This is a genomic window from Psychroflexus halocasei (assembly GCF_900107595.1).
GTDB lineage: Bacteria > Bacteroidota > Bacteroidia > Flavobacteriales > Flavobacteriaceae > Psychroflexus > Psychroflexus halocasei.
On the sequence record NZ_FNQF01000006.1, the window covers coordinates 117,534 to 137,382 of the forward strand.

At 34.2% G+C, this 19,849-nt stretch carries 18 protein-coding genes; 7 read left to right on the top strand and 11 right to left on the bottom strand.

All coding sequences use genetic code 11. From position 1 onward, the window contains the following. Position 1: 1 nt before the first annotated feature. Entirely contained in the window at positions 2-874 is an 873-nt protein-coding gene (gene rimK / locus BLV84_RS08825; protein WP_093244309.1) for a 30S ribosomal protein S6--L-glutamate ligase, read from the bottom strand. Then, positions 871-1,293, bottom strand: coding sequence for an ATP-dependent zinc protease family protein (locus BLV84_RS08830; RefSeq protein WP_093244310.1), 423 nt, complete (start codon positions 1,291-1,293; stop codon positions 871-873). The genes rimK and BLV84_RS08830 overlap by 4 nt, the downstream gene beginning before the upstream one ends. Positions 1,294-1,368: 75 nt before the next feature. Between BLV84_RS08830 and BLV84_RS08835 the strand changes: the two genes are divergently transcribed. Beyond that, entirely contained in the window at positions 1,369-1,794 is a 426-nt protein-coding gene (locus BLV84_RS08835) for a TerB family tellurite resistance protein (RefSeq protein WP_093244311.1), read from the top strand. 78 nt (positions 1,795-1,872) lie between these two features. Here the strand turns inward: BLV84_RS08835 and serS are convergent, their stop codons facing one another. Continuing rightward, positions 1,873-3,144: a serine--tRNA ligase gene (gene serS / locus BLV84_RS08840; protein WP_093244369.1), complete on the bottom strand. Its 1,272-nt coding sequence runs from the start codon at positions 3,142-3,144 to the stop codon at positions 1,873-1,875. Between the two features lie 192 nt (positions 3,145-3,336). Here serS and BLV84_RS08845 point away from each other — a divergent pair, with 192 nt between their 5' ends. Beyond that, entirely contained in the window at positions 3,337-4,590 is a 1,254-nt protein-coding gene (locus BLV84_RS08845; RefSeq protein ID WP_093244312.1) for a serine hydrolase domain-containing protein, read from the top strand. Positions 4,591-4,788: 198 nt separating this feature from the next. Continuing rightward, positions 4,789-5,505 (top strand): phenylalanine-4-hydroxylase, encoded by a 717-nt coding sequence (locus tag BLV84_RS08850; protein ID WP_234953123.1) that lies wholly within the window; start codon positions 4,789-4,791, stop codon positions 5,503-5,505. Positions 5,506-5,570: 65 nt separating this feature from the next. Here BLV84_RS08850 and BLV84_RS08855 read toward each other — a convergent pair whose 3' ends face one another. The 5 genes from BLV84_RS08855 to BLV84_RS08875 all read right to left on the bottom strand — a co-directional run bounded on the left by BLV84_RS08855 (position 5,571) and on the right by BLV84_RS08875 (position 11,258). Beyond that, positions 5,571-8,063 carry a zinc-dependent metalloprotease gene (locus BLV84_RS08855; protein WP_093244313.1) on the bottom strand — a complete coding sequence of 831 codons (2,493 nt, stop codon included), beginning with the start codon at positions 8,061-8,063 and terminating at the stop codon, positions 5,571-5,573. An 88-nt stretch (positions 8,064-8,151) separates the two neighbouring features. Continuing rightward, a complete protein-coding gene (locus tag BLV84_RS08860; protein ID WP_093244314.1) occupies positions 8,152-8,919 on the bottom strand; it encodes a THC0290_0291 family protein in 768 nt (255 codons plus the stop codon). Between the two features lie 157 nt (positions 8,920-9,076). Then, positions 9,077-9,487: a hypothetical protein gene (locus BLV84_RS08865; RefSeq protein ID WP_093244315.1), complete on the bottom strand. Its 411-nt coding sequence runs from the start codon at positions 9,485-9,487 to the stop codon at positions 9,077-9,079. A 12-nt stretch (positions 9,488-9,499) separates the two neighbouring features. Further along, on the bottom strand, positions 9,500-9,889 hold the full coding sequence (locus BLV84_RS08870; protein ID WP_093244316.1) for a GreA/GreB family elongation factor: 390 nt from the start codon (positions 9,887-9,889) through the stop codon (positions 9,500-9,502). Between the two features lie 106 nt (positions 9,890-9,995). After that, complete coding sequence (locus tag BLV84_RS08875; RefSeq protein WP_093244317.1) at positions 9,996-11,258, bottom strand: Glu/Leu/Phe/Val family dehydrogenase; 1,263 nt, start codon at positions 11,256-11,258, stop codon at positions 9,996-9,998. A 341-nt stretch (positions 11,259-11,599) separates the two neighbouring features. On the opposite strand from BLV84_RS08875, the gene porZ reads away from it, so the two are divergent. Then, positions 11,600-13,906 (top strand): type IX secretion system anionic LPS delivery protein PorZ, encoded by a 2,307-nt coding sequence (gene porZ, locus BLV84_RS08880; RefSeq protein ID WP_093244318.1) that lies wholly within the window; start codon positions 11,600-11,602, stop codon positions 13,904-13,906. Then, the gene (recO, locus tag BLV84_RS08885; protein WP_093244319.1) at positions 13,903-14,625 is read left to right on the top strand and encodes a DNA repair protein RecO; all 723 of its coding nucleotides are present in this window, start codon (positions 13,903-13,905) and stop codon (positions 14,623-14,625) included. Before porZ ends, recO begins: the two co-directional genes overlap by 4 nt. An 88-nt stretch (positions 14,626-14,713) precedes the next feature. Here recO and BLV84_RS08890 read toward each other — a convergent pair whose 3' ends face one another. Continuing rightward, on the bottom strand, positions 14,714-15,031 hold the full coding sequence (locus BLV84_RS08890) for a helix-turn-helix domain-containing protein (protein ID WP_093244320.1): 318 nt from the start codon (positions 15,029-15,031) through the stop codon (positions 14,714-14,716). 31 nt (positions 15,032-15,062) lie between these two features. Beyond that, positions 15,063-16,754, bottom strand: a complete 1,692-nt coding sequence (gene lysS / locus BLV84_RS08895; protein WP_093244321.1) for a lysine--tRNA ligase — start codon at positions 16,752-16,754, stop codon at positions 15,063-15,065. A 215-nt stretch (positions 16,755-16,969) separates the two neighbouring features. Between lysS and BLV84_RS08900 the strand changes: the two genes are divergently transcribed. Together BLV84_RS08900 and BLV84_RS08905 are read left to right on the top strand one after the other, a co-directional pair. After that, on the top strand, positions 16,970-17,920 hold the full coding sequence (locus BLV84_RS08900) for a 2-hydroxyacid dehydrogenase (RefSeq protein ID WP_093244322.1): 951 nt from the start codon (positions 16,970-16,972) through the stop codon (positions 17,918-17,920). 42 nt (positions 17,921-17,962) lie between these two features. Then, on the top strand, positions 17,963-18,577 hold the full coding sequence (locus tag BLV84_RS08905; RefSeq protein WP_093244323.1) for a lipoprotein signal peptidase: 615 nt from the start codon (positions 17,963-17,965) through the stop codon (positions 18,575-18,577). Between the two features lie 19 nt (positions 18,578-18,596). Here the strand turns inward: BLV84_RS08905 and BLV84_RS08910 are convergent, their stop codons facing one another. Then, entirely contained in the window at positions 18,597-19,847 is a 1,251-nt protein-coding gene (locus BLV84_RS08910) for an aspartate kinase (protein ID WP_093244324.1), read from the bottom strand. Positions 19,848-19,849: the final 2 nt, after the last annotated feature.

Genomic DNA, 19,849 nt, shown 5'->3' on the forward strand with positions numbered 1-19,849 from the left:
TTTACACATTCTTTTCTATGTACTGGATAATGCTTTTTGCAATATCTTTTCCAGTCGCTTTCTCAATGCCTTCAAGTCCTGGCGAAGAATTAACTTCAAGAATTAAAGGACCACGTGAACTTTGAATAAGATCAACTCCAGCAACCGCCAAACGCATGGCTTTCGCAGCTCGGATAGCAGCAATTTCTTCTTCATCTGAAAGTTCAACGACTTCAGCAGAACCACCCTGATGTAAATTTGATCTGAACTCACCTTCTTTTCCCTGTCGCTTCATCGCACCAACCACGTGACCATCAACAACAAAAACACGAATGTCAGCACCTTTTGCTTCTTCAATAAACTCTTGAACTATCACTCTTGCTTTTAAACCATTAAAGGCTTCAATGACAGATTTAGCTGCATTTTTTGTTTCTGCTAACACCACACCCAAACCTTGTGTGCCTTCAAGTAACTTCACAACTAAAGGTGTTCCGCCAACATGATCAATCAAACCTTCAACATCACGAGAGTAATTGGTGAAAACCGTTTTTGGTAAACCAATTTTAGCACGTGACAAGACTTGCAAGCTTCTCAATTTATCTCTACTTCTCACAAGTGCCTCAGAATCGGTTGTTGAAAAAGCGCCCATCATTTCAAACTGTCTGACAACTGCTGTACCGAAGTAAGTGACCGATGCTCCAATACGCGGAATTATCGCATCAGTATCAGTGATGTAATCACCTTTATAATAAATATTTGGTTTGCGCTTTTCGATCACTAAATCACATTTAAGGTGATCAATGACTTGAACATTGTGTTTGCGTTTTTCGGCTGCTTCAACTAAACGTCTTGTCGAATATAAATTCTGGTTTCTTGATAAAATTTTAATATTCATGCTTGGGCTTTAAATGAGAGATTGTTTAAATCTGTATCAACGATAAATTTCTTATTAAGGAATTTTCTACCAATCAAAACAGGATTTTTCATCGTTGAACGATCTGTTAATGAAAGAGAAATTTGATATGTTTTCTGAAATAATTCTATTTTTGATTTGATTTGATAGCGTTCTTCTACACCACCATTACTGCTTTTTACCTTTATTTTTTTATAATTATTAATGACAAGAGATTGATAATTTATTTTTTTATTTTTAGAGTCAATAAATCTACAATGCAATTGACCGTTGATTTCTTTAAAATCATCGCAATGTATTGAAGACGTATAAGCACCTGTGTCAATCTTGATCGCGACTTGTTGTAAACCTAATTCTGGAAAGTTGGCGATATCTTTTCTGCCGATTATTTTTTTAGCCATATTGCAAATTACAAAATCAAATGTAAGACAGAATTTAAAATAAATATTATCTTTAAAATAAAAAATTCAAAATTCATGACAAAAGATTTATATACATCAGACTCTGCTAAAATGCGCTTTTATCATTTCGCAAATTTAGTAAGTCTTGCTGCCTCAGATGGTCAAATCACAGAACTTGAAGAAAATTTATTGCGCCGCTTTAAGCGAAAGCTTAGCATCAGTGATTCAGATTATGAGAAGATTATGAAAGATCCTTCAGGCTATTCTATTCTTTCAATCGGTTCAAAAGATCAGAGATTAGAGTATTTATATGATTTGCTAAAAGTTATTTATGTTGATGGAACGATGGATGAAGTTGAAGCCTTATTGATTAGACGTTATGCAATTGGCCTTGGTTATAGCGATGTTCAAGCTTCTGAAATTTTAAAGAAATCAATTAAATTATTTAGCGGTGCTTTTTCTTTTGACGCTTATCAAAACTATATTGAAAACGATTTTTAAGATTTATTGTCAAACAAAAAAGCTGTCTTTTTTTAATTGAAAAGACAGCTTTTTGTTTTCTGTATTTTTACAAGAAGATTATTTAATCCATTCAAAACCTGTATAAGGCACTAATACTTCAGGTATTTTGATACCTTCATCAGTTTGACAATTTTCTAGAAGCCCTGCAATAACTCGTGGTAATGCGAGTGAGCTTCCGTTAAGTGTATGGACTAATTCTTTTTTCTTGTCTTTATTTTTATATCTAATTTTTAAACGGTTTGCTTGAAAAGTTTCGAAATTTGAAACAGAAGAAATCTCCAACCAACGCTCTTGGGCTGTTGAATATAATTCAAAATCATAGGTTAAAGCAGATGTAAAACCTAGGTCGCCTCCACATAACCTTAAAATACGATAAGGTAATTTAAGCTCTTTCAAAATGCCTTTAACGTGTTCAACCATTTCATCTAAAACTTTGTAAGAATTTTCAGGTTTTACTACATTTACGAGTTCAACTTTGTCAAATTGGTGAAGTCTGTTAAGTCCTCTAACGTGTGCACCATAGCTTCCAGCTTCTCTTCTAAAGCAAGGTGTGTAGGTTGTCATTTGTATAGGTAGCTTTTTTTCTTCAAGCAAATCATTACGGTAAATATTTGTCAGCGGCACCTCAGAAGTTGGGATAAGGTATAAATCGTCCCCTGTAACATGATACATTTGTCCTTCTTTGTCAGGAAGCTGTCCAGTTCCGTAACCAGATTCTTCGTTAACTAAAAGCGGAACTTGTAGTTCGCTGTAGCCAGCTTCGGTGTTTTTATCGAGGAAATAACTGATTAAAGCTCTTTGTAAACGCGCGCCTTTTCCTTTAAAAACAGGAAAACCAGCACCGGTAATTTTATTACCAAGCTCAAAATCAATTAAGTCATATTTTTTGGCCAACTCCCAATGCGGAAGTGCTTTTTTAGACAATTCAGGAACTTTACCTTCTTTAAAAATCTCAACATTATCTTCTTCATCTTGACCAGCTGGAACAGAATCATGAGGAACGTTGGGCACTTGGTAAAGTAACTCTTGTAAATCTTCAGAAATTTCGCTCATTTGTTGAGACAACACTTTAGAATCATCTTTTAATTGAGTTGTTTTTTCTTTCAGTTGATTAGCTTTTTCAGTTTCACCTTCTTTAAAAAGTTGACCGATTTGTTTGGACAAATTGTTAGATTGTGACAGAATTTCATCAAGTTGAACTTGCGTTGAACGTCTTTCTTCATCTAGACGAAGAATGTCGTCAAAAATTTCTTTCGCGTCAAAATTTCTTTTCTTAAGCGCCTCGCAATAAGCGTCTTTGTTGGCTTTAATGTTTTTAACTTCTAACATGTTTTGTCTATTAATTTCTAATAATGAATTGATAAATTTTAGTTTACCAAAAATTCCAGTCATGCAAATTTAGCAAATCGATATATATGGGCAATTATTTTGAAACTTATAAAAGCTTAATTTTGAAGCGTTTTAAGATTGTATTTTATACACATTAACTATATTTGGCTTCTCTTAAAGAAAAAATTGTCTATGAGTTTAGGTTTTTTAAGCTCAAAAAAGCTGTTTACAGTATCGCTTGTTGTCGGCTTTTTTGTTATTATTAATTACGCGTTTTCAAGTCATCCTTCTTCAGAAAATAACAGTTTTACTGTGATGCATACAGACGTAGATTCTGTTGCAATTGCAGATATTGCTAAATCTGTAAAAGTTGAAAAATCTAAAGTAAGTTATAAAGAAGAGCTTGCTGTTGATATTGCTCAGGTTTCTGAGAAACTGAAAACTAAAGCGAATCGGTTGAGGTTTAACGGCTCTTTGTTGATCGCTTATAAAGATCAAGTTATTTTTGACTCATCTTATGGGTATAAAGATCCGATTAATAAAACAGAAATAGATTCATCAACATCATTTGAGTTAGCATCAGTGAGTAAACAATTTACTGCAGCAGCCATAATGAAGCTTTATGATGATGAATTATTAGACTTAAATGAAAGTGTAACAACTTATTTGTCTGGGTTTAAATTTCCTGAATTAACCGTTAAAGATTTATTGAAACATAGATCTGGCTTATGGAATTATATGTATATGACTGAAGCTTATTGGAAAAAAGATAAAGCGCCTAACAATTTTGATGTTGTTAAGCTTGTCAATCAGCACCAAACGAGTTTGAGTTTTAGACCAGGTTCTAGATTTAAGTATAACAATACCAATTATGTGCTTTTAGCAGCTATTGTTGAAAGTGTTTCAGGAACAAATTTTGAAGATTATTTAGAAGAAGAATTCTTTAAACCGCTCAACATTAATGAAACTTATGTTGGACTTGAGAATAGAGATTTGGATAATGTAGCGAAGGCTTATCAAGCTTATGGGCGTGGTTATGTTAAATTAGCGCCTAGTTTCCATAATGGAGCTGTTGGTGATAAAGGTGTTTATGCATCTGCTGATAACTTGTGGAGATGGTTTAAAGCAATTAAAAATGCAGAAATTTTAAAGCCAGAAACTGTTGATTTAATGTTCAACTCTGATGAGTTTGATTTTTACAAGTATGGCATTGGTTACCGCACTAAAAAAGATCAAGATAAAAGAATTATTTATCACAACGGTATATGGGATGGTTACAGAAATGGCTTAACATTTGTCCCTGATGAAGACTTAGTTGTGATTACATTAAGCAATACTCAAAACAGAAATAAACGTTACTTTCAAAGCTACGTGATTGATAAACTTGAGGACGTGATTAAAAATTACGAACTAACGACTGAAAAACTTGTTGAAGAAAAGATTTAATCAATTTTATTTTTTTATTCAAAAATAATTCTACATTTGCTTAAGCAATGACAAATTTTACAATGACATATTATTACTATTCTTCAATTCTGAAATCCAGAGTCGGTAGGTAGTACAATAAATTTAAAAATATATTCACCAAATCCCGATTCATAACGAATCGGGATTTTTTTATTTACAATAGTTATGATACAAGACATGAACACTTACACAGCTGATGATTTATGGGTTTGGAACAAACTCTTCCAGCGTCAATTAGAAAACATTCCAAACAAAGCAAGTGAAACATATCTTGAAGCAGTTGATGTGATGAAACCAGTTTTAAATGCGGATGAATTACCAGATTTTAGCAAGCTTGGAGAGTGGTTTAAAGATTCAACTTCATGGTCTTTAGAAGTTGTCCCAGGCTTGATAGAAGTCGAGGATTTCTTCAAACTCCTAGCTCAAAAGAAATTTTGTTCATCGACGTGGTTGCGCAGTAAAGACTCTTTAGATTATTTGGAAGAGCCTGATATGTTTCATGATATTTTTGGTCATGTACCATTATTGAGTAATTCTATTTTTTCAGCTTTTATGCAAGAATTTGCACAATTAGGCTGTGATTTTATCAATGATAAAGAGAAAATAAAACAACTTCAACGCCTGTATTGGTTTACCATTGAGTTTGGTGTGATTAAAGAAAACGGAATCATCAAATCTTATGGTGCAGGAATCTTATCTTCTTTTGGAGAGACCAATCAAATTGCCGAGTTGAAAGCTAATTTTCATCCTTTTGAAATGGATACAATTTTGCAAAAAGAATTCAGAACTGATGTAATGCAAGAAGATTACTTTGTAATTGACTCTTATGAGCAGTTATTTGAGAGTTTGCAACAACTTAAAAAAGAATGGAAGGATCAAATGGTTTTAGCCTAAAATAAAAAATCCCGACTTTCTCATTTGGAAGTCGGGATTTTTAACAATCAAATAATCATGAATAATTATTTCCCATTCGGGTTTAAAATCATTTCTATTCTTTCAATCGCATCATTGATGTGATATTGAGTCATGGTGTCGCGTGTTCTTCTCGCAGCCGTTTTTAAATCACGTTGCAAAGTCACTAATTCGCCTCTTACTAATGCTCTGATGTCACTGTTTTCAACATCGATGTTACTTCTACTGATGTATGAACGGTAACGTGCAGGTAAACTTGATTGCTTCTCTGTCATTAATTCGCCCATGCGAGAAATGTAAACACGTTGTAGGTTACGACGCGTTCTTGATATTTCTTGTCCTCTTCTTAATTCTTTAAATAATGATGACCTTAAATCTTCCATCATTTCGATAGGTGTGTAAGCATCGTCATTCATTTCTTCGTTTTCCATCATACGAGCAAAACGACCAAAGTCCAATAGATTATTGATTGTGCGTTCGTGGTAAGATTTCAAACGATCTAAATGTCCGTCAGATTCTATTTTATTAAAAATTTCGTGATCTAATAACCATTCAGGTGTATCAAACAATTGTTTATCCAAAAACTGCATAGCGCGAATTTGCTTATCTCTTGGTGTGTGAACGTAAACTGCCCCCTCTTGATCGTAAGTTTTGTAATATTCATAAACTCCACCAATATTAGCTGTCACATGACCCATATAACGGTTAAACTGACTTAAAACTTGGTTGTACATTTGATCAAGATCATCATAGTTTTTCCCATCTTCAGCAGTCCATTTTGTTAGATTAGGAACAATTCTTTTAAGGTTTTTGATACCATATTCAGAAGCCAACATAGAGTCATCACCTAAATCTTCTGTTTGTGAGCTAGGATCGATTAAGCCGCCGATTTGTTGTTTTCCAAATCTATATTTTGGATCGCCAGCTTTCTCTAAAATCCATTGGTCTAGAATTTCTTTTTCTTCTTTTGCTGTTTTGCCTAAAATAGGACGGTAACCCCAATTGATTGAGTATTTATCATAAGGTCCAATATTCGGCATTAAAGCGACATCGCCATCACCTGGTTGCGCGATGTAGTTAAAACGTGCATAATCCATAATAGATGGAGCGGTTCCGTATTTTTTTGTAAATTCAGGATCACGTAAATCTTCAACTTTGTAAGCAACACTGCTTCCCATGTTATGAGGTAGACCTAAAGTATGACCAACTTCGTGAGAAGAAACAAAACGAATTAAACGTCCCATCACTTCATCATCAAAATTCATTTTTTGAGCATCAGGGTTGATCGCTGCGGTTTGTACAAAGAACCAATTTTTAAGAAGCGTCATCACATTATGATACCAGTTGATATCACTTTCAATAATTTCTCCAGAACGTGGGTCGCTCACGTGAGGACCATTTGCATTTGGAATTGGAGATGCTAAATAACGTACAACTGAATAACGTGCATCTTCTGGGCTCCAATCAGGATCTTCTTCAACTGAAGGTGGATTTTTTGCAATAATGGCGTTTTTAAATCCTGCTGCTTCAAAAGCAACTTGCCAATCTTCAATACCTTGCTTGATGTACTTTCTCCATTTTTTAGGTGTTGCTCTGTCTATATAATAAACGATTTGTTTTTTAGGCTCAACGAGCTCACCTTTTTTAAATTTCTCAATGTCTTCATCTTTAACTTCAAGTCTCCAACGATCAAGATATTCTACAGTTTTAGATTTATGATCTTCAAGACCGTAATCTGTTTGGCGACTTGTAAACCAGCCTACACGTTGGTCAAAATAACGACGCTGCATTGGTTCTTTGTCAAGTAGAATCATTGAGTTTGAAAACTCTAAACTAATTGAGCCATTACTTGAATTTGATGGTGGTTTTCCTGCATTATATGTTTTGACGTGTCTAACTTCAATATTTTTCGGGTAACTTCTAATCGTATCTATGTAAGAACGCGATCCGTCTAAACGAGAAATTTTGTAGCTACCACGACGGCTTTGTTGAAGACCAATTGCTTTAACATCTTTATTAAATAAATCAGTGACTTCAATAACTGTGTTGTTACTAACTGAATCCTTTTTATAAGCTTCAACTTTAAAACTATAAAGAATAGGTTCAAAGTTTGAATTGACAACCGCTTCATGAACAGGAAGAGAGTCAGCTGCTGAAATTTCGTGAGAGACTACTCTTAAATTAACACGGTCACCTTTTTTCTGCCAACGAAGAACTTGCTCGTTTTGCTTACCACCGCCAAAACCAATACCCTTGGCAGTTTTAGCTATACGTGTAACCATCAACATTTCTCTATTAAAAAGAGAGTCAGGAATTTCGTAGTAATATTTTTGGTCAACATGATGAACCTTAAAAAGTCCTTCATCAGTTTTAGCTGATTTGGTGATGACTTTAGTGTAGGGTTTAGGACCTTTCTTTGATTTTTGTTGTTGCGATGTACCAGATTTAGTATTCGCCTTTTTGTCTTCAAAAACAGAACAAGAGCCAATAGAAAGCATCAATCCTGCGATTAAAGGAAAATAAAGTACCTTTTTGATCATGTGAGATATTTTATGATTTATTGTAAGACAATATAAATCATAAAAGGTTTAAAGCTCTACAAAAAAGATAGAATATATTTTAAAATATTTATAAGTAGTAAATGTAACCTATAGCTAACATTGCCATCCAATCATTGCTTTTATTTCCAGAACTTGGATTTAATCCGTCAACCATATCGCTAAAATATGTGTGCCATCTTGCTTCAAGCTGCAATTCTCCGCTTCTGGATAATTTATATTTGATTCCAGCTTGGAAGTTTAACCCAAAAGTTGTCTCGGCTTCACTTGAAACTCTAGGGTCTTCTCCTGGCTTCCATAAAAAACTTGGCCATGTGTTATCAGACGAACCTAATTCTCCAGGTAAACTGGTTTCATTTTTAGGTGAAGCAAAAACAACGTTAAATCCAAAACCTGCATAAGGCATAATTTCACCGATGTTTCTTTCAAAATCACGTATTCTACCATAATACCATTCTAAACCTGTCCCTAACTCAATAACACTGGCTTTACCTGTCATAGCTTTTAGCTTAAAAGCCTGCGAGCTACCACCATCGACATACCTGCCATAGTGCTCTAAATTTGTTGTATGGTATAAAAACTGAGACCTTACTTTAAAATGTTGGTTAAAATAAGATCTGCTTCTACCTGAGTATGCAAAGTTGGCATAATGATTAATCCCGATTCCCAAACCTGTGTTTCCAAAATTCGTTTCCGAATCTCCTTTCTCACCATAGTCGCCTCTGAAGCTTACAGGGCCAGCAAATATACCAACTTCACTGCTGATTTGAGCTTGTACGTTGGAAGATGAAAAAAACAAGAAAAGTATAATTGTTAAAACAGATAAATTGGTTTTCATAAGGAAAGGATTGTTATACAAAAATATAAAATAATTTGAGCTTTTAAAATAAATTAAATAAATAAAATCTTAATGTCAATTTATATTGTTGATATTAAAGTGTAAATTTTATTAAAAGAGTAGGATATATTAAATGTAAAGTAGTTGACCTTAAAACTTACTCCTTAATAAAAGTAGATGAAAGTTGCCTGAAAATCTCTTTTTTAAGATCACGAGAAACCTTCAAATGTTCATTGAGTTTATCCTTCATACGTAAATGAGCATTGAGAAAGAAAACCTCACAACTCAAGTCGTCACATTCAATAATGCCTTCTGCTTCATGATCAAACTCAATAACTTTATCGCTATATTCTTTTGTAATATCTGCAAGCTTCTCAACTTTTTCATGTAACTGCTTGAGATCTTGATTATTTTTTTCTTTGACAAGAGCTGACTCTAAAAATTTAACATAAAAATCAAGTTCTTCAACTAAAAAATCAATTTCTGTTTTCCAGAGTTTAATGTCGCGGTCAAGGTTAATACGCTGAATATCTTCATCATCGTAATGTTTTTCTATTTCGTTTGACATGGCAATGTTTTTTTAAGGTTGTTTTACATCTGTTATTTTAATAGTGTTTTCACCTGAAGGAAATTCCCAAGTGAGTTCATCTCCTTTAGCATAGCCGAAAAGAGCCAAGCCCATCGGTGCTAAAACAGAAATCTTATTGTTTTTAATATCACTCTTTTCAGGAGTTACAATTTGATAACTTTGATTTTTGCTAAAAGGTGTTTCAAAAGTAACAATTGAATTGAATCTAATCACATCTTTTGGCATATCTTCTTCGTTCACAACTTTTACTTTTTCAAGTTCAGCGTATAAATGAGAAATGGAAGCCTTGTATGACTTGTCGTTGAGGTATCTACTCATTGACATGATGCGCTTGAGTATGTTCAGCTCATCTTCTTCTATAATAATAGTTTCGTATTTCATAATTTCTATAATTTAAAAAGTATCAAGAATTATTAAAGATGAAATGGCGAGTTGAGAAACTCGCCATTTGCATGACACTTTTAAAAAGCTTGTATTTATTTTCTTCTTAAGGGAAGATGCCTCTTTGTACGTAAGCTTCTTCTATACGCTTAATTGCAATAATATATGCAGCAGTTCTCCAATCAGTTTGGTTTTTTTCAGCTGCATCTTCGACCTTTCTAAAAGTTTGAGTTAACTTTTTAGTTAGTCTTTCCATCACTTCATCAAGTTGGTAGATTTCTCCGCTTCTGTTTTGTAACCACTCAAAATAACTTGCAGTTACACCACCAGAGTTACATAAGATATCTGGAACGATTATCACTCCATTTTTTAACAAAATCTTTTCGCCATCATTCGTTGTTGGTCCGTTTGCACCTTCAGCAACAATTTTAGCTTTAATATCACCTGCATTATCAGCTGTGATTTGGTTACCTAAAGCTGCAGGAATTAAAATATCACATTCTAAACCAAAGAATTTAGATGGGTCAATTTCTTCAGCACCTTCAAAATCTTTAATTGATCCTTTGCGTGGTTTTGAATGATCAGCAAGGTCATCAACATTGATTCCGTCTTTGTTGTATAAAGTTGCATGTGCATCTTGAACAGACAATAACTTAGCGCCATCTTCAGTTAAGAAACGAGACGCCCATTGGCCAACGTTACCAAAACCTTGTAAGATAAATGTTTTGCCATCAAGCTTTTCGCCTTTACTCTCTACCATTAGTTTAGTAGTCAGGTAAACGCCGTAACCTGTTGCACGGTCTCTGCCCTCAAGACCTCCAGCTCCTGTTGGCTTACCAGTCACAACGTGTTGGTTTTTTGAACGATCTGCTGGTGGCTTCGTTTGCATATATGTATCAAGAATCCAAGCCATAGTTTGTGGATTGGTATTGACATCTGGTGCAGGAATATCTTGCTCAGGTCCAATGCTATCGCCTAATGCAAAAGTAAATCTTCTTGTAATTCTCTCTAATTCTTCAATTGAGTGATCTCTAGGATCAAGTTGCAAACCGCCTTTTGCACCACCGTAAGGTAAACCTGCAAGAGAAGTTTTCCATGTCATCCACATTGCTAAAGCTTTAGCATCATCAACATCAATACTTGGGTGAAATCTCAAACCACCTTTGTATGGCCCTAAAGAATTATTATGCTGTACACGATATCCCGTAAAGATTTTCACCTCACCGTTATCCATTTTGACAGGGAAGTGAACAATAATCTCATTGTTGGTGATCGCAAGTATTTTTCTGATATTCTCATTAAGATCGATGCGATCAGCAACTTGATTAAATTGCTCCATCACATTATCATACATTGTTTTTGCTTTCATAAAAAAATGATTTGATTGAAATTATAATTGAAAATTATGAACTAAATTTAGTTAACGTATTCTAGACAAAAGTATTAAAGATTTTCTATTCAAGACTGATTTTTATCAATGAAAACACTTTTTATAATAATTGATGTTCAAATTATTAATGACATGTGCTTTTTTAGAAATACTCATCTTTAAACTTCATCATTCATGTAAATGTAAAGGAAGAATTATCAGCGAATGGTAAAAAATTATTAAAGTTTAGTAAATTTGACATCTTCATGAAGTATTTCAATATTGAGGTCAATGTGTCTCTTTCATAAATAATAATAAAGATACTTTTGAGTTTTAGTTTTATGAAAAAGCAATTCAAGTTATCTATTTCTTTTATTTTACTCTTGTTTGTGACACACTCTCATGCGCAAGATTTTACGCAACAGTGGAATGGCTATTTCTCGTATTTTGATATCAGAGCAATGTCAACTTCGACTGATCGTGTTTATGCTGCTGCTGAAAATGCCTTTTTTTCTTATGATTTAAATTCACAAACTATTGAGAAATTTTCTTCAATACAAGGTTTGTCAGGTGAGGAAATATCAGCAATTTATCATTCAGATACTTACGCTTTAACTCTAGTGGGTTATGAGAATGGATTGATGCAAATTGTGATGGATAACAATCAGAAAGTTTTTACCGTGGTTGATATCAAGAATAAGCAAACCATCTCGCCACCTCAAAAACGTATCAATCATTTTCATGAACACGAAGGGAAAATACTGATTTCTACCAAATTTGGAATCGCAGTTTATGATTTAGAAAATTTAGAATTTGGTGATTCGTTTTTCATTGGTGATAATGCCTCTGAACTCGACATTAAACAAACCACCGTTTTTAACGGAAACATATATGCAGCCACGCAAGGTGGGGGAATTCGTTATGCTGCTTTTGATAATCCTGATTTGGTTGATTACCAAGTATGGCAAAATATTGGTCAAGCCAATTGGCGCGCCATTGAGGTTTTTAACAATCAACTTTACGCGTTGCAGAATTCTAATCGCTTATTTCAAATTAACGGGACGTCCCAAAACCTTATTCAGTCTTATTCAGAAAAAGTTAATGATATCATTGCAAATGAAAATCGATTAACAATTAGTTTAAAATCTAAAGTTGAAGTTCGCGATGCGAATTTTAATCTCGCTTTTTATGTTGATGGTTTTATGGATGTTGTTTTGGATATTTCAACCGCTGTTTATAAAGATGAAAATCTTTTTATTGGTGATAGAAATTTAGGTGTTTTAAAAGTAAAAGAATCTAATCAGTCAGCGTATGAAAGTGTGAGTCCGGATGGACCTATCTTAAATAGTGTTTTCGATTTAAAAGTACTTCCTGATGAACTTTGGGTGGTTTATGGTGAGTATGATCAATTCTGGAATCCATATCCATTAACAAAGCGTCGTGCTAGTCATTTTTTTGATGAAGAATGGTACAATTTTCAGCTTGAAGAATTGGATAATGCACGCGAATTAAGCCATATCGCTGTCGATCCTCAAAACTCAAATCGCGTGATGATCAGTAGTTATTTTGATGGAATTTTAGAATTTGTTGATAATGAACTTCTCAATCATTATGATTCTCAAAACTCTAATATGGAAGGTGTACCAAGCAATGCTAATGATGTGAGAGTGGGTGGGAGTGTTTTTACGCAACAAGGTGATTTATATTTTACAAATTCGTTGTCTCCTAATCCTTTAAAGAAAATGAATACCAACGGACAAGTTTCCATCATTGATGTGTCTGATATTTTCTTTGAAAGTGATAAGAATTCAGTCGCAAAGATTGAAGCTGACAAATCTGGAAATGTTTATGCAGCAACTTTTAAAAAAGGAATTATTGCTTATCAGCCTTCAACCAACACGCCTAAAATGATTAGCAGTGACATACAAGGTGTTGATTTTCCTGAAGTCTATTATGAAAATCCACGGATTACCGCTTTAAAAACTGATTTGAGTTCACGTTTATGGATAGGGACTTCTGATGGTTTGCGAGTAATGTTTAATCCGAGTTCAATTTTTGAAAACAATGCAAATGTTTCTGTTTCTCCAATTATTATTGAAGATGTTGATGGCTTGCCGCAAGAACTCTTGTTTAAACAATTTATCACTGATATCGCAGTTGATGGCGCAAATAATAAATGGATTTCAACCGCTGATGCTGGCGTTGTGCAAGTCTCTGCAAATGGGCAAGATGTGCTCAATCAATTCACGGTAAGTAATTCGCCATTACCCACAAACTCTGTTAGTTCTGTCGATGTTGACCCAGCGACAGGTATCGTTTACTTCGGGACGACAAGAGGTTTGGTTTCTTTTAATAGTAAAATCACTGGTGCACAAGATGATTTAGAAAATGTGCGCGCTTACCCCAATCCTGTGCGACCTGGTTTTAATGGTCGCGTCACAATTGATGGATTAACAGATAGAGCGAACGTGAAAATAACAGATATTTCAGGAAATTTAGTCTACGAAGAAACTGTTAGCGGCGGGAGTGTGCAATGGGATACACGTGCTTTTGGGAAGCATAAAGTGTCTTCAGGTGTTTATTTGGTTTTGATAACTGGTGCCGACCAGCAGGAGACACAAATTGCAAAAATCATGATTATCCGATGACGTCTATTAAAACAAATGCCATCGTTTTATCTAGCGTAAAATATGGCGAAGCTGACTTGATTGTCACATGCTTTACAAAAGAAGTTGGTTTGGTTTCATTTTTTATGCGTGGCATTCGTAAATCAAAACGCGGTAAGTTTAAAAGTTCTTTTTTTCAAAGTTTGAGTTGCCTCGATCTAGATTTTATGCATCGAGATCAAAAGAATTTGCAATTTCTGAAAGATGCAAAAGTTGCCATTCCTTATAAAAGCTTACATCAAAATATTTATAAATCCTGTATTGCCATGTTTTTGGCTGAGGTTTTAAAAGCTTGTATTCGTGAAGAAGAAAGGAATTTAGAGCTGTATCTTTTTATAGAAAACGCCTTAATAGCTTTAGATGAAGCTGAAAAATTTTCAAACTTTCACTTGCTTTTCTTAGTAGAATTGACACGGTTTTTAGGTTTTTATCCTGAAATGAATCATCAAAACTTAGCTTACTTCAATATGATTGAAGGTCGTTTTGAAGCTGAAGATTCTTCGATTTATACAGTTCAAAATTCAAATGTTGACATTCTTGAACGGATTTTAAATCAACAGAAAACAGATTTATTTCAAAATTTAGGTTTAAATCAAAAAAAACGACAAGATTTTCTCGACTTTATTATTTATTACTACGAGTTGCATTTGCAGTCTTTTTACAAACCGAAATCTAAAGAAATTTTAGAACAGCTTTTTTAAATTTAAAGTATAAAAAAATCCGTTTTCAACAAGATGTCAAAAACGGATTTAAATATCAATTTGCAAAAAATAAAATTCGTTCAATGTTTTATTCTGTCGCTAAGTCTACTTTGTGATTTAATAGTTCAACATTAAAACTAATTTTAGCATTCAATGCTTTAAAAACTTTTAAAATAGTTTCAAACCTAGCGTCAGTTAAGTTATTTTCTATTTTTGAAATTTGAGCTTTTTTTACGCCTATCAATTCGCCAAGTTGAGTTTGAGTTAATTGTCGTTCTTTTCGAGCTTGTTTGATGGCTTCACCAATTAAGTCAAGACGTAATTCATTTTCATAAATATCTCTTTCTTTAGTTCCTTTTTTTCCAAGATATTTATCCTTGACTTCATCAAGCGTATATGTCTTCATGATTTCTTAATTTTTGATAAATAAAGAATTTTTACGCTAAAGCGATAAATAAGCCTTCGTCAGTTTTATCAATATTAATCAATGATTTTTTACGAAGAGATTTTGTTGTTTTATCCCATTTCTTATTGCTTAAACCTGATTCGCTTTTAACGGCATCAAGCTCTTGTGGCGATTCTTTTTTCAAGATATCAATCACAGCTTTTTCTTCATCGTTGAGTTCTACTTTTTTCTTTTCAGGTTTCATCTGTGGGAAGAAAAGCACTTCTTGAATAGACGGATTGTTTGTCATAAACATGATTAATCTGTCAATGCCAATACCAAGTCCAGATGTTGGTGGCATGCCGTATTCAAGCGCACGTAAAAAATCGTAATCTATAAATTCTGTCGCTTCATCATCACCTTTTTGAGCCAATCTCATTTGGTCTTCAAAACGCTCGCGCTGATCAATTGGGTCGTTCAGCTCAGAATATGCATTTGCGATTTCTTTCCCACAAACCATCAGCTCAAAACGCTCTGTTAATTCAGGATTGTCGCGATGTTCTTTACTTAACGGACTCATTTCTTTTGGGTAATCTGTAATGAAAGTTGGCTGTATGAAATGCGGTTCACATTTTTCTCCAAAAATTTCATCGATGAGTTTTCCTTTCCCCATGGTATCATCAACCTCAAGTCCCATTTTTGTTGCCGCTTGACGAAGTTCATCTTCAGATTTTCCTGTTATATCAAAATCTGTATATTCCTTAATCGCATCCGTCATTGTAATGCGTTTATAAGGCGCTTTAAAATCGATGCTATGTTCTTTAAACTGTGCTTTTGTCGTCCCATTAACAGCAATGGCGCAATGTTCGATTAATTTTTCAGTAAAATCCATCATCCAGTTGTAATCCTTGTATGCCACGTAAATTTCCATGCAAGTAAATTCAGGATTGTGGGTTCTGTCCATGCCTTCATTTCTGAAGTTTTTAGAAAATTCATACACACCATCAAATCCGCCAACAATTAATCTTTTCAGGTATAATTCATTGGCAATTCTGAGATATAAAGGAATATCCAGAGCATTGTGATGCGTCACAAAAGGTCGTGCCGCGGCGCCACCAGGAATGGATTGTAAAATTGGTGTTTCAACTTCCATATAACCTTTATCGTTAAAGAAGTTTCGCATGGCTGTAAAAAGCTTTGTGCGTTTAATAAAAATGTCTTTCACTTCTTTATTGACAATCAAATCGGCATAACGCTGACGGTAGCGTTGTTCAGGATCATGAAAGCCATCATATTCATTACCTTCTTTGTCTTTTTTAGGAAGTGGTAAAGGTTTTAAAGCTTTGCTTAAAAGTGTAAAATCTTTGACCATCACAGTTTTTTCACCCACTTGAGTGGTAAAAAGTTCACCTTCAATCCCAATGAAATCACCGATATCAAGCAACTTTTTATAGATGTCGTTGTATTGTGATTTGTCTTCATCAGGGCAGATTTCATCTCTGTTGAAATAAACCTGAATGCGACCCTCAGCATCTTGAAGCTCTGCAAATGATGCTTTTCCTTGAATACGTCTTGACATTAAACGACCAGCGATCACCACCTTTTTTCCTTCTTCAAAATCGGCTTTAATCTTTTCTGATGTATGCGTGTATTTAAACTCCTCAGCAGGATAAGGGTTGATGTTTTTCTGGCGTAAAGCTTTTAGCTTATCGCGACGAATCTGTTCTTGTTCTGTCAATTGCATTACTCAAAATTTTAAGGCGCAAAGATACGTAGATTTCGCTAAAAATCAAGCTTTAACAAGTTTCATCGTTATAGAGAACTTAGTTACACGACTTGAGTTCTAATTTACTAAAATTCGACCTTATCACTTTGCTAGTTAGGAAGTAGTAATTTAATTTTATAAACAGTTTTCATTTTTCAAAAGCGAAGCTCTTATATTTGCTAAAAATAGCGTTTATGAAAGTTTTACATCTCGATGAGAATCATCCTGCATTAGCTGAAGGTTTAGCTCAACTCGGTTTTAAAAACCACATGGATTATAAAAGCTCCAAAACAGAGATTGAAGCCAAAATACAAGATTATCAAGGCTTGATTATTCGTAGTCGGTTTCCTTTAGATGCTACTATTTTACAAAAAGCTACACAACTCAAATTTATTGGTCGTGTTGGCGCTGGTTTAGAAAACATAGATCTTTCTGCGGCGGCAGAGCTCGGTATTGAATGTTTTAATGCGCCAGAAGGCAATAGAAATGCAGTGGGTGAACACAGTTTGGGTTTGCTTTTAAATTTATTTAATCGCATCAGGATTTCAGATCAAGAGGTGAGGCAAGGAGTTTGGAAACGCGAAGCTAATAGAGGTTTAGAAATTGAAGGAAAAACCATCGGTCTCATCGGTTATGGCAATATGGGAAAAGCTTTTGCAAAAGTCCTCAGCGGTTTTGATTGTGAAGTGATTTTTTATGATCTCAAAGAAAACATTGCCGACGATAATGCCGCACAAGTCAACCTCCAAACTTTACAAGATAAAGCTGATGTATTGAGTTTGCACACGCCACTGACAGAACTTGCTAAAAACATGGTCAATGCTGAATTTATCGCTGCTTTTAAAAAGAATTTTTGGTTTATCAACACTGCAAGAGGAAAATCTGTTGTCACCAAAGATTTGGTTAAGGCTTTAAAATCAGGAAAAATTTTAGGAGCAGGTTTAGATGTTTTAGAGTTTGAAAAATCATCTTTTGAAAATTTTTTTACTGAACAAGAACTCCCAGAAGATTTTAAATACCTCACGCAATCACAGCAAGTGATTTTGACACCACATATTGCAGGGTGGACGCAAGAAAGCAAATACAAACTCGCCCAAACTATTGTTGATAAAGTGGCGAATCACTTCAAGAAGTCAACATCATAAAATTTAAATTTTTAGCTTACATTTGCAGGTAAATTTTAAAAAATGAGCTTAAAAAAAGCAGGCTTTATCATTATTTTGATTCTTCTGGTTGATCAGATTTCGAAAATTTATATCAAAACAAATTTTCAATTGGGTGAAGCCGTTGAAGTTTTTTCATGGTTTAAAATTTTATTTATCGAAAACGAAGGCATGGCTTGGGGCGCAAAAATCCCTGGCACACATGGCAAATTGATTCTGACGGTTTTTAGACTTGTTGCTATTGTTGGTATTGGCTACTGGTTATGGAGTTCTGTGCAAAAGAAAGCGCCAAAAGTTTTGCTTTGGGCCATTGCACTTATTTTCGCTGGTGCTTTAGGTAATATCATCGACTCGGTTTTTTATGGTGTGATTTTTAATGATAGCTACGGTCAAGTGGCGACTCTTTTTGCTGATGAACCTTATGGCGAATGGTTAAAGGGAAAAGTGGTTGATATGCTTTATTTTCCACTTTATGATGGTATTTTGCCAAATTGGATTCCGATTTGGGGTGGCGAGCGTTTTGTGTTTTTCGAACCCGTTTTTAATATAGCCGATATGGCAATTAGCACAGGTTTTGGTTTGCTACTGGTTTTTAATAAAAAAGCTTTTCCAAAGACTGAAAAATCATCTAAGAAGTAATTCCAACTTACTTAAAAATTTATTTTACAACAAGCTGAACCGTTTCTCTGGTATATTGTTTCAGCAAAATCTCTTTGTCTTTTTCAATGGCTTTGACGGCAGCATCATCAAAATGTCTGATGGTGAATAAAGACACATTTTTGTTATAAGTAACTTTAAATTTGGCTTTTAAAACAGAAATGAGTTCATCAATGGTGTTGAATTTATTACTTACACAAACAGAAAAGCTGATCGCAGAATTTTGAATTAAATCGACTTTTATTTGATATTGATCAAACAATGCAAAAATTTCAGCGATGTTTTTTTCGACGAAAAAAGAAAAATCTAAACTCGCCAAAGAGAGTAAAATCAAATCATTCTTCACGATAAAACAAGGCGTTTTCGGAATCAGTTTTTCACCTTTTCTGACGCAAGTTCCTTTTCTTTCAGGATTTGAAAAAGCTTTCACGTATAGAGGGATTTCCTTTCTTTGAAGTGGTTGCAATGTTTTCGGATGAATCACTGATGCGCCATAAAAAGCAAGTTCTATCGCTTCTTCATAAGAAATTTGATCGAGCAAAGTTGTGTTTTCAAAAACGCGAGGATCGCCATTAAGCACGCCAGGTACATCTTTCCAGATGGTTAAAGATTCTGCGTTGAGGCAATAGGCAAAAATAGCAGCCGAGTAATCACTACCTTCTCTGCCTAAAGTTGTTGTGAAATTATCATGATCAGAAGCGATGAAACCTTGAGAAATATTGAGTAAATCAGTGTTGATGTAAGTTGTAATGTTTTGCTGAGTTTCCTCCCAATTTACTTCAGCATCACGGAATTCTTCATTGGTTTTAATCAAATTTCGGCAATCGTGCCAGGTATTGGTACAGCCAACTTCATTGAGATATTCACTGACAATTGTTGAGCTCACAAGCTCGCCTAAACAAACGATTTGATCATACACATAATCATAATTTGGCGATTTATTGTGTTCCAAAAAAACAGCTAAATCTTCAAAAAAAGAATCAATTTTCTGGTAAACAGGATGTGAATTTGAAGGAAACAAATCTTGACAAATCTTAAGATGAAAAGTTTTGAGGTTGCTAATGGCAAGTGCTAAATCTTTATCCTTTTTAAAATATAAATCAATAATACGTTCTAGTGCGTTTGTAGTTTTTGCCATAGCAGAAATCACCAGCATTTTTCGAGATGTGCCTGTTGTTTTTAAAACCTGAACAAGGTTTTTAACAGCATCAGCATCTTTAACAGAAGCACCACCAAATTTGAATATTTGCATGA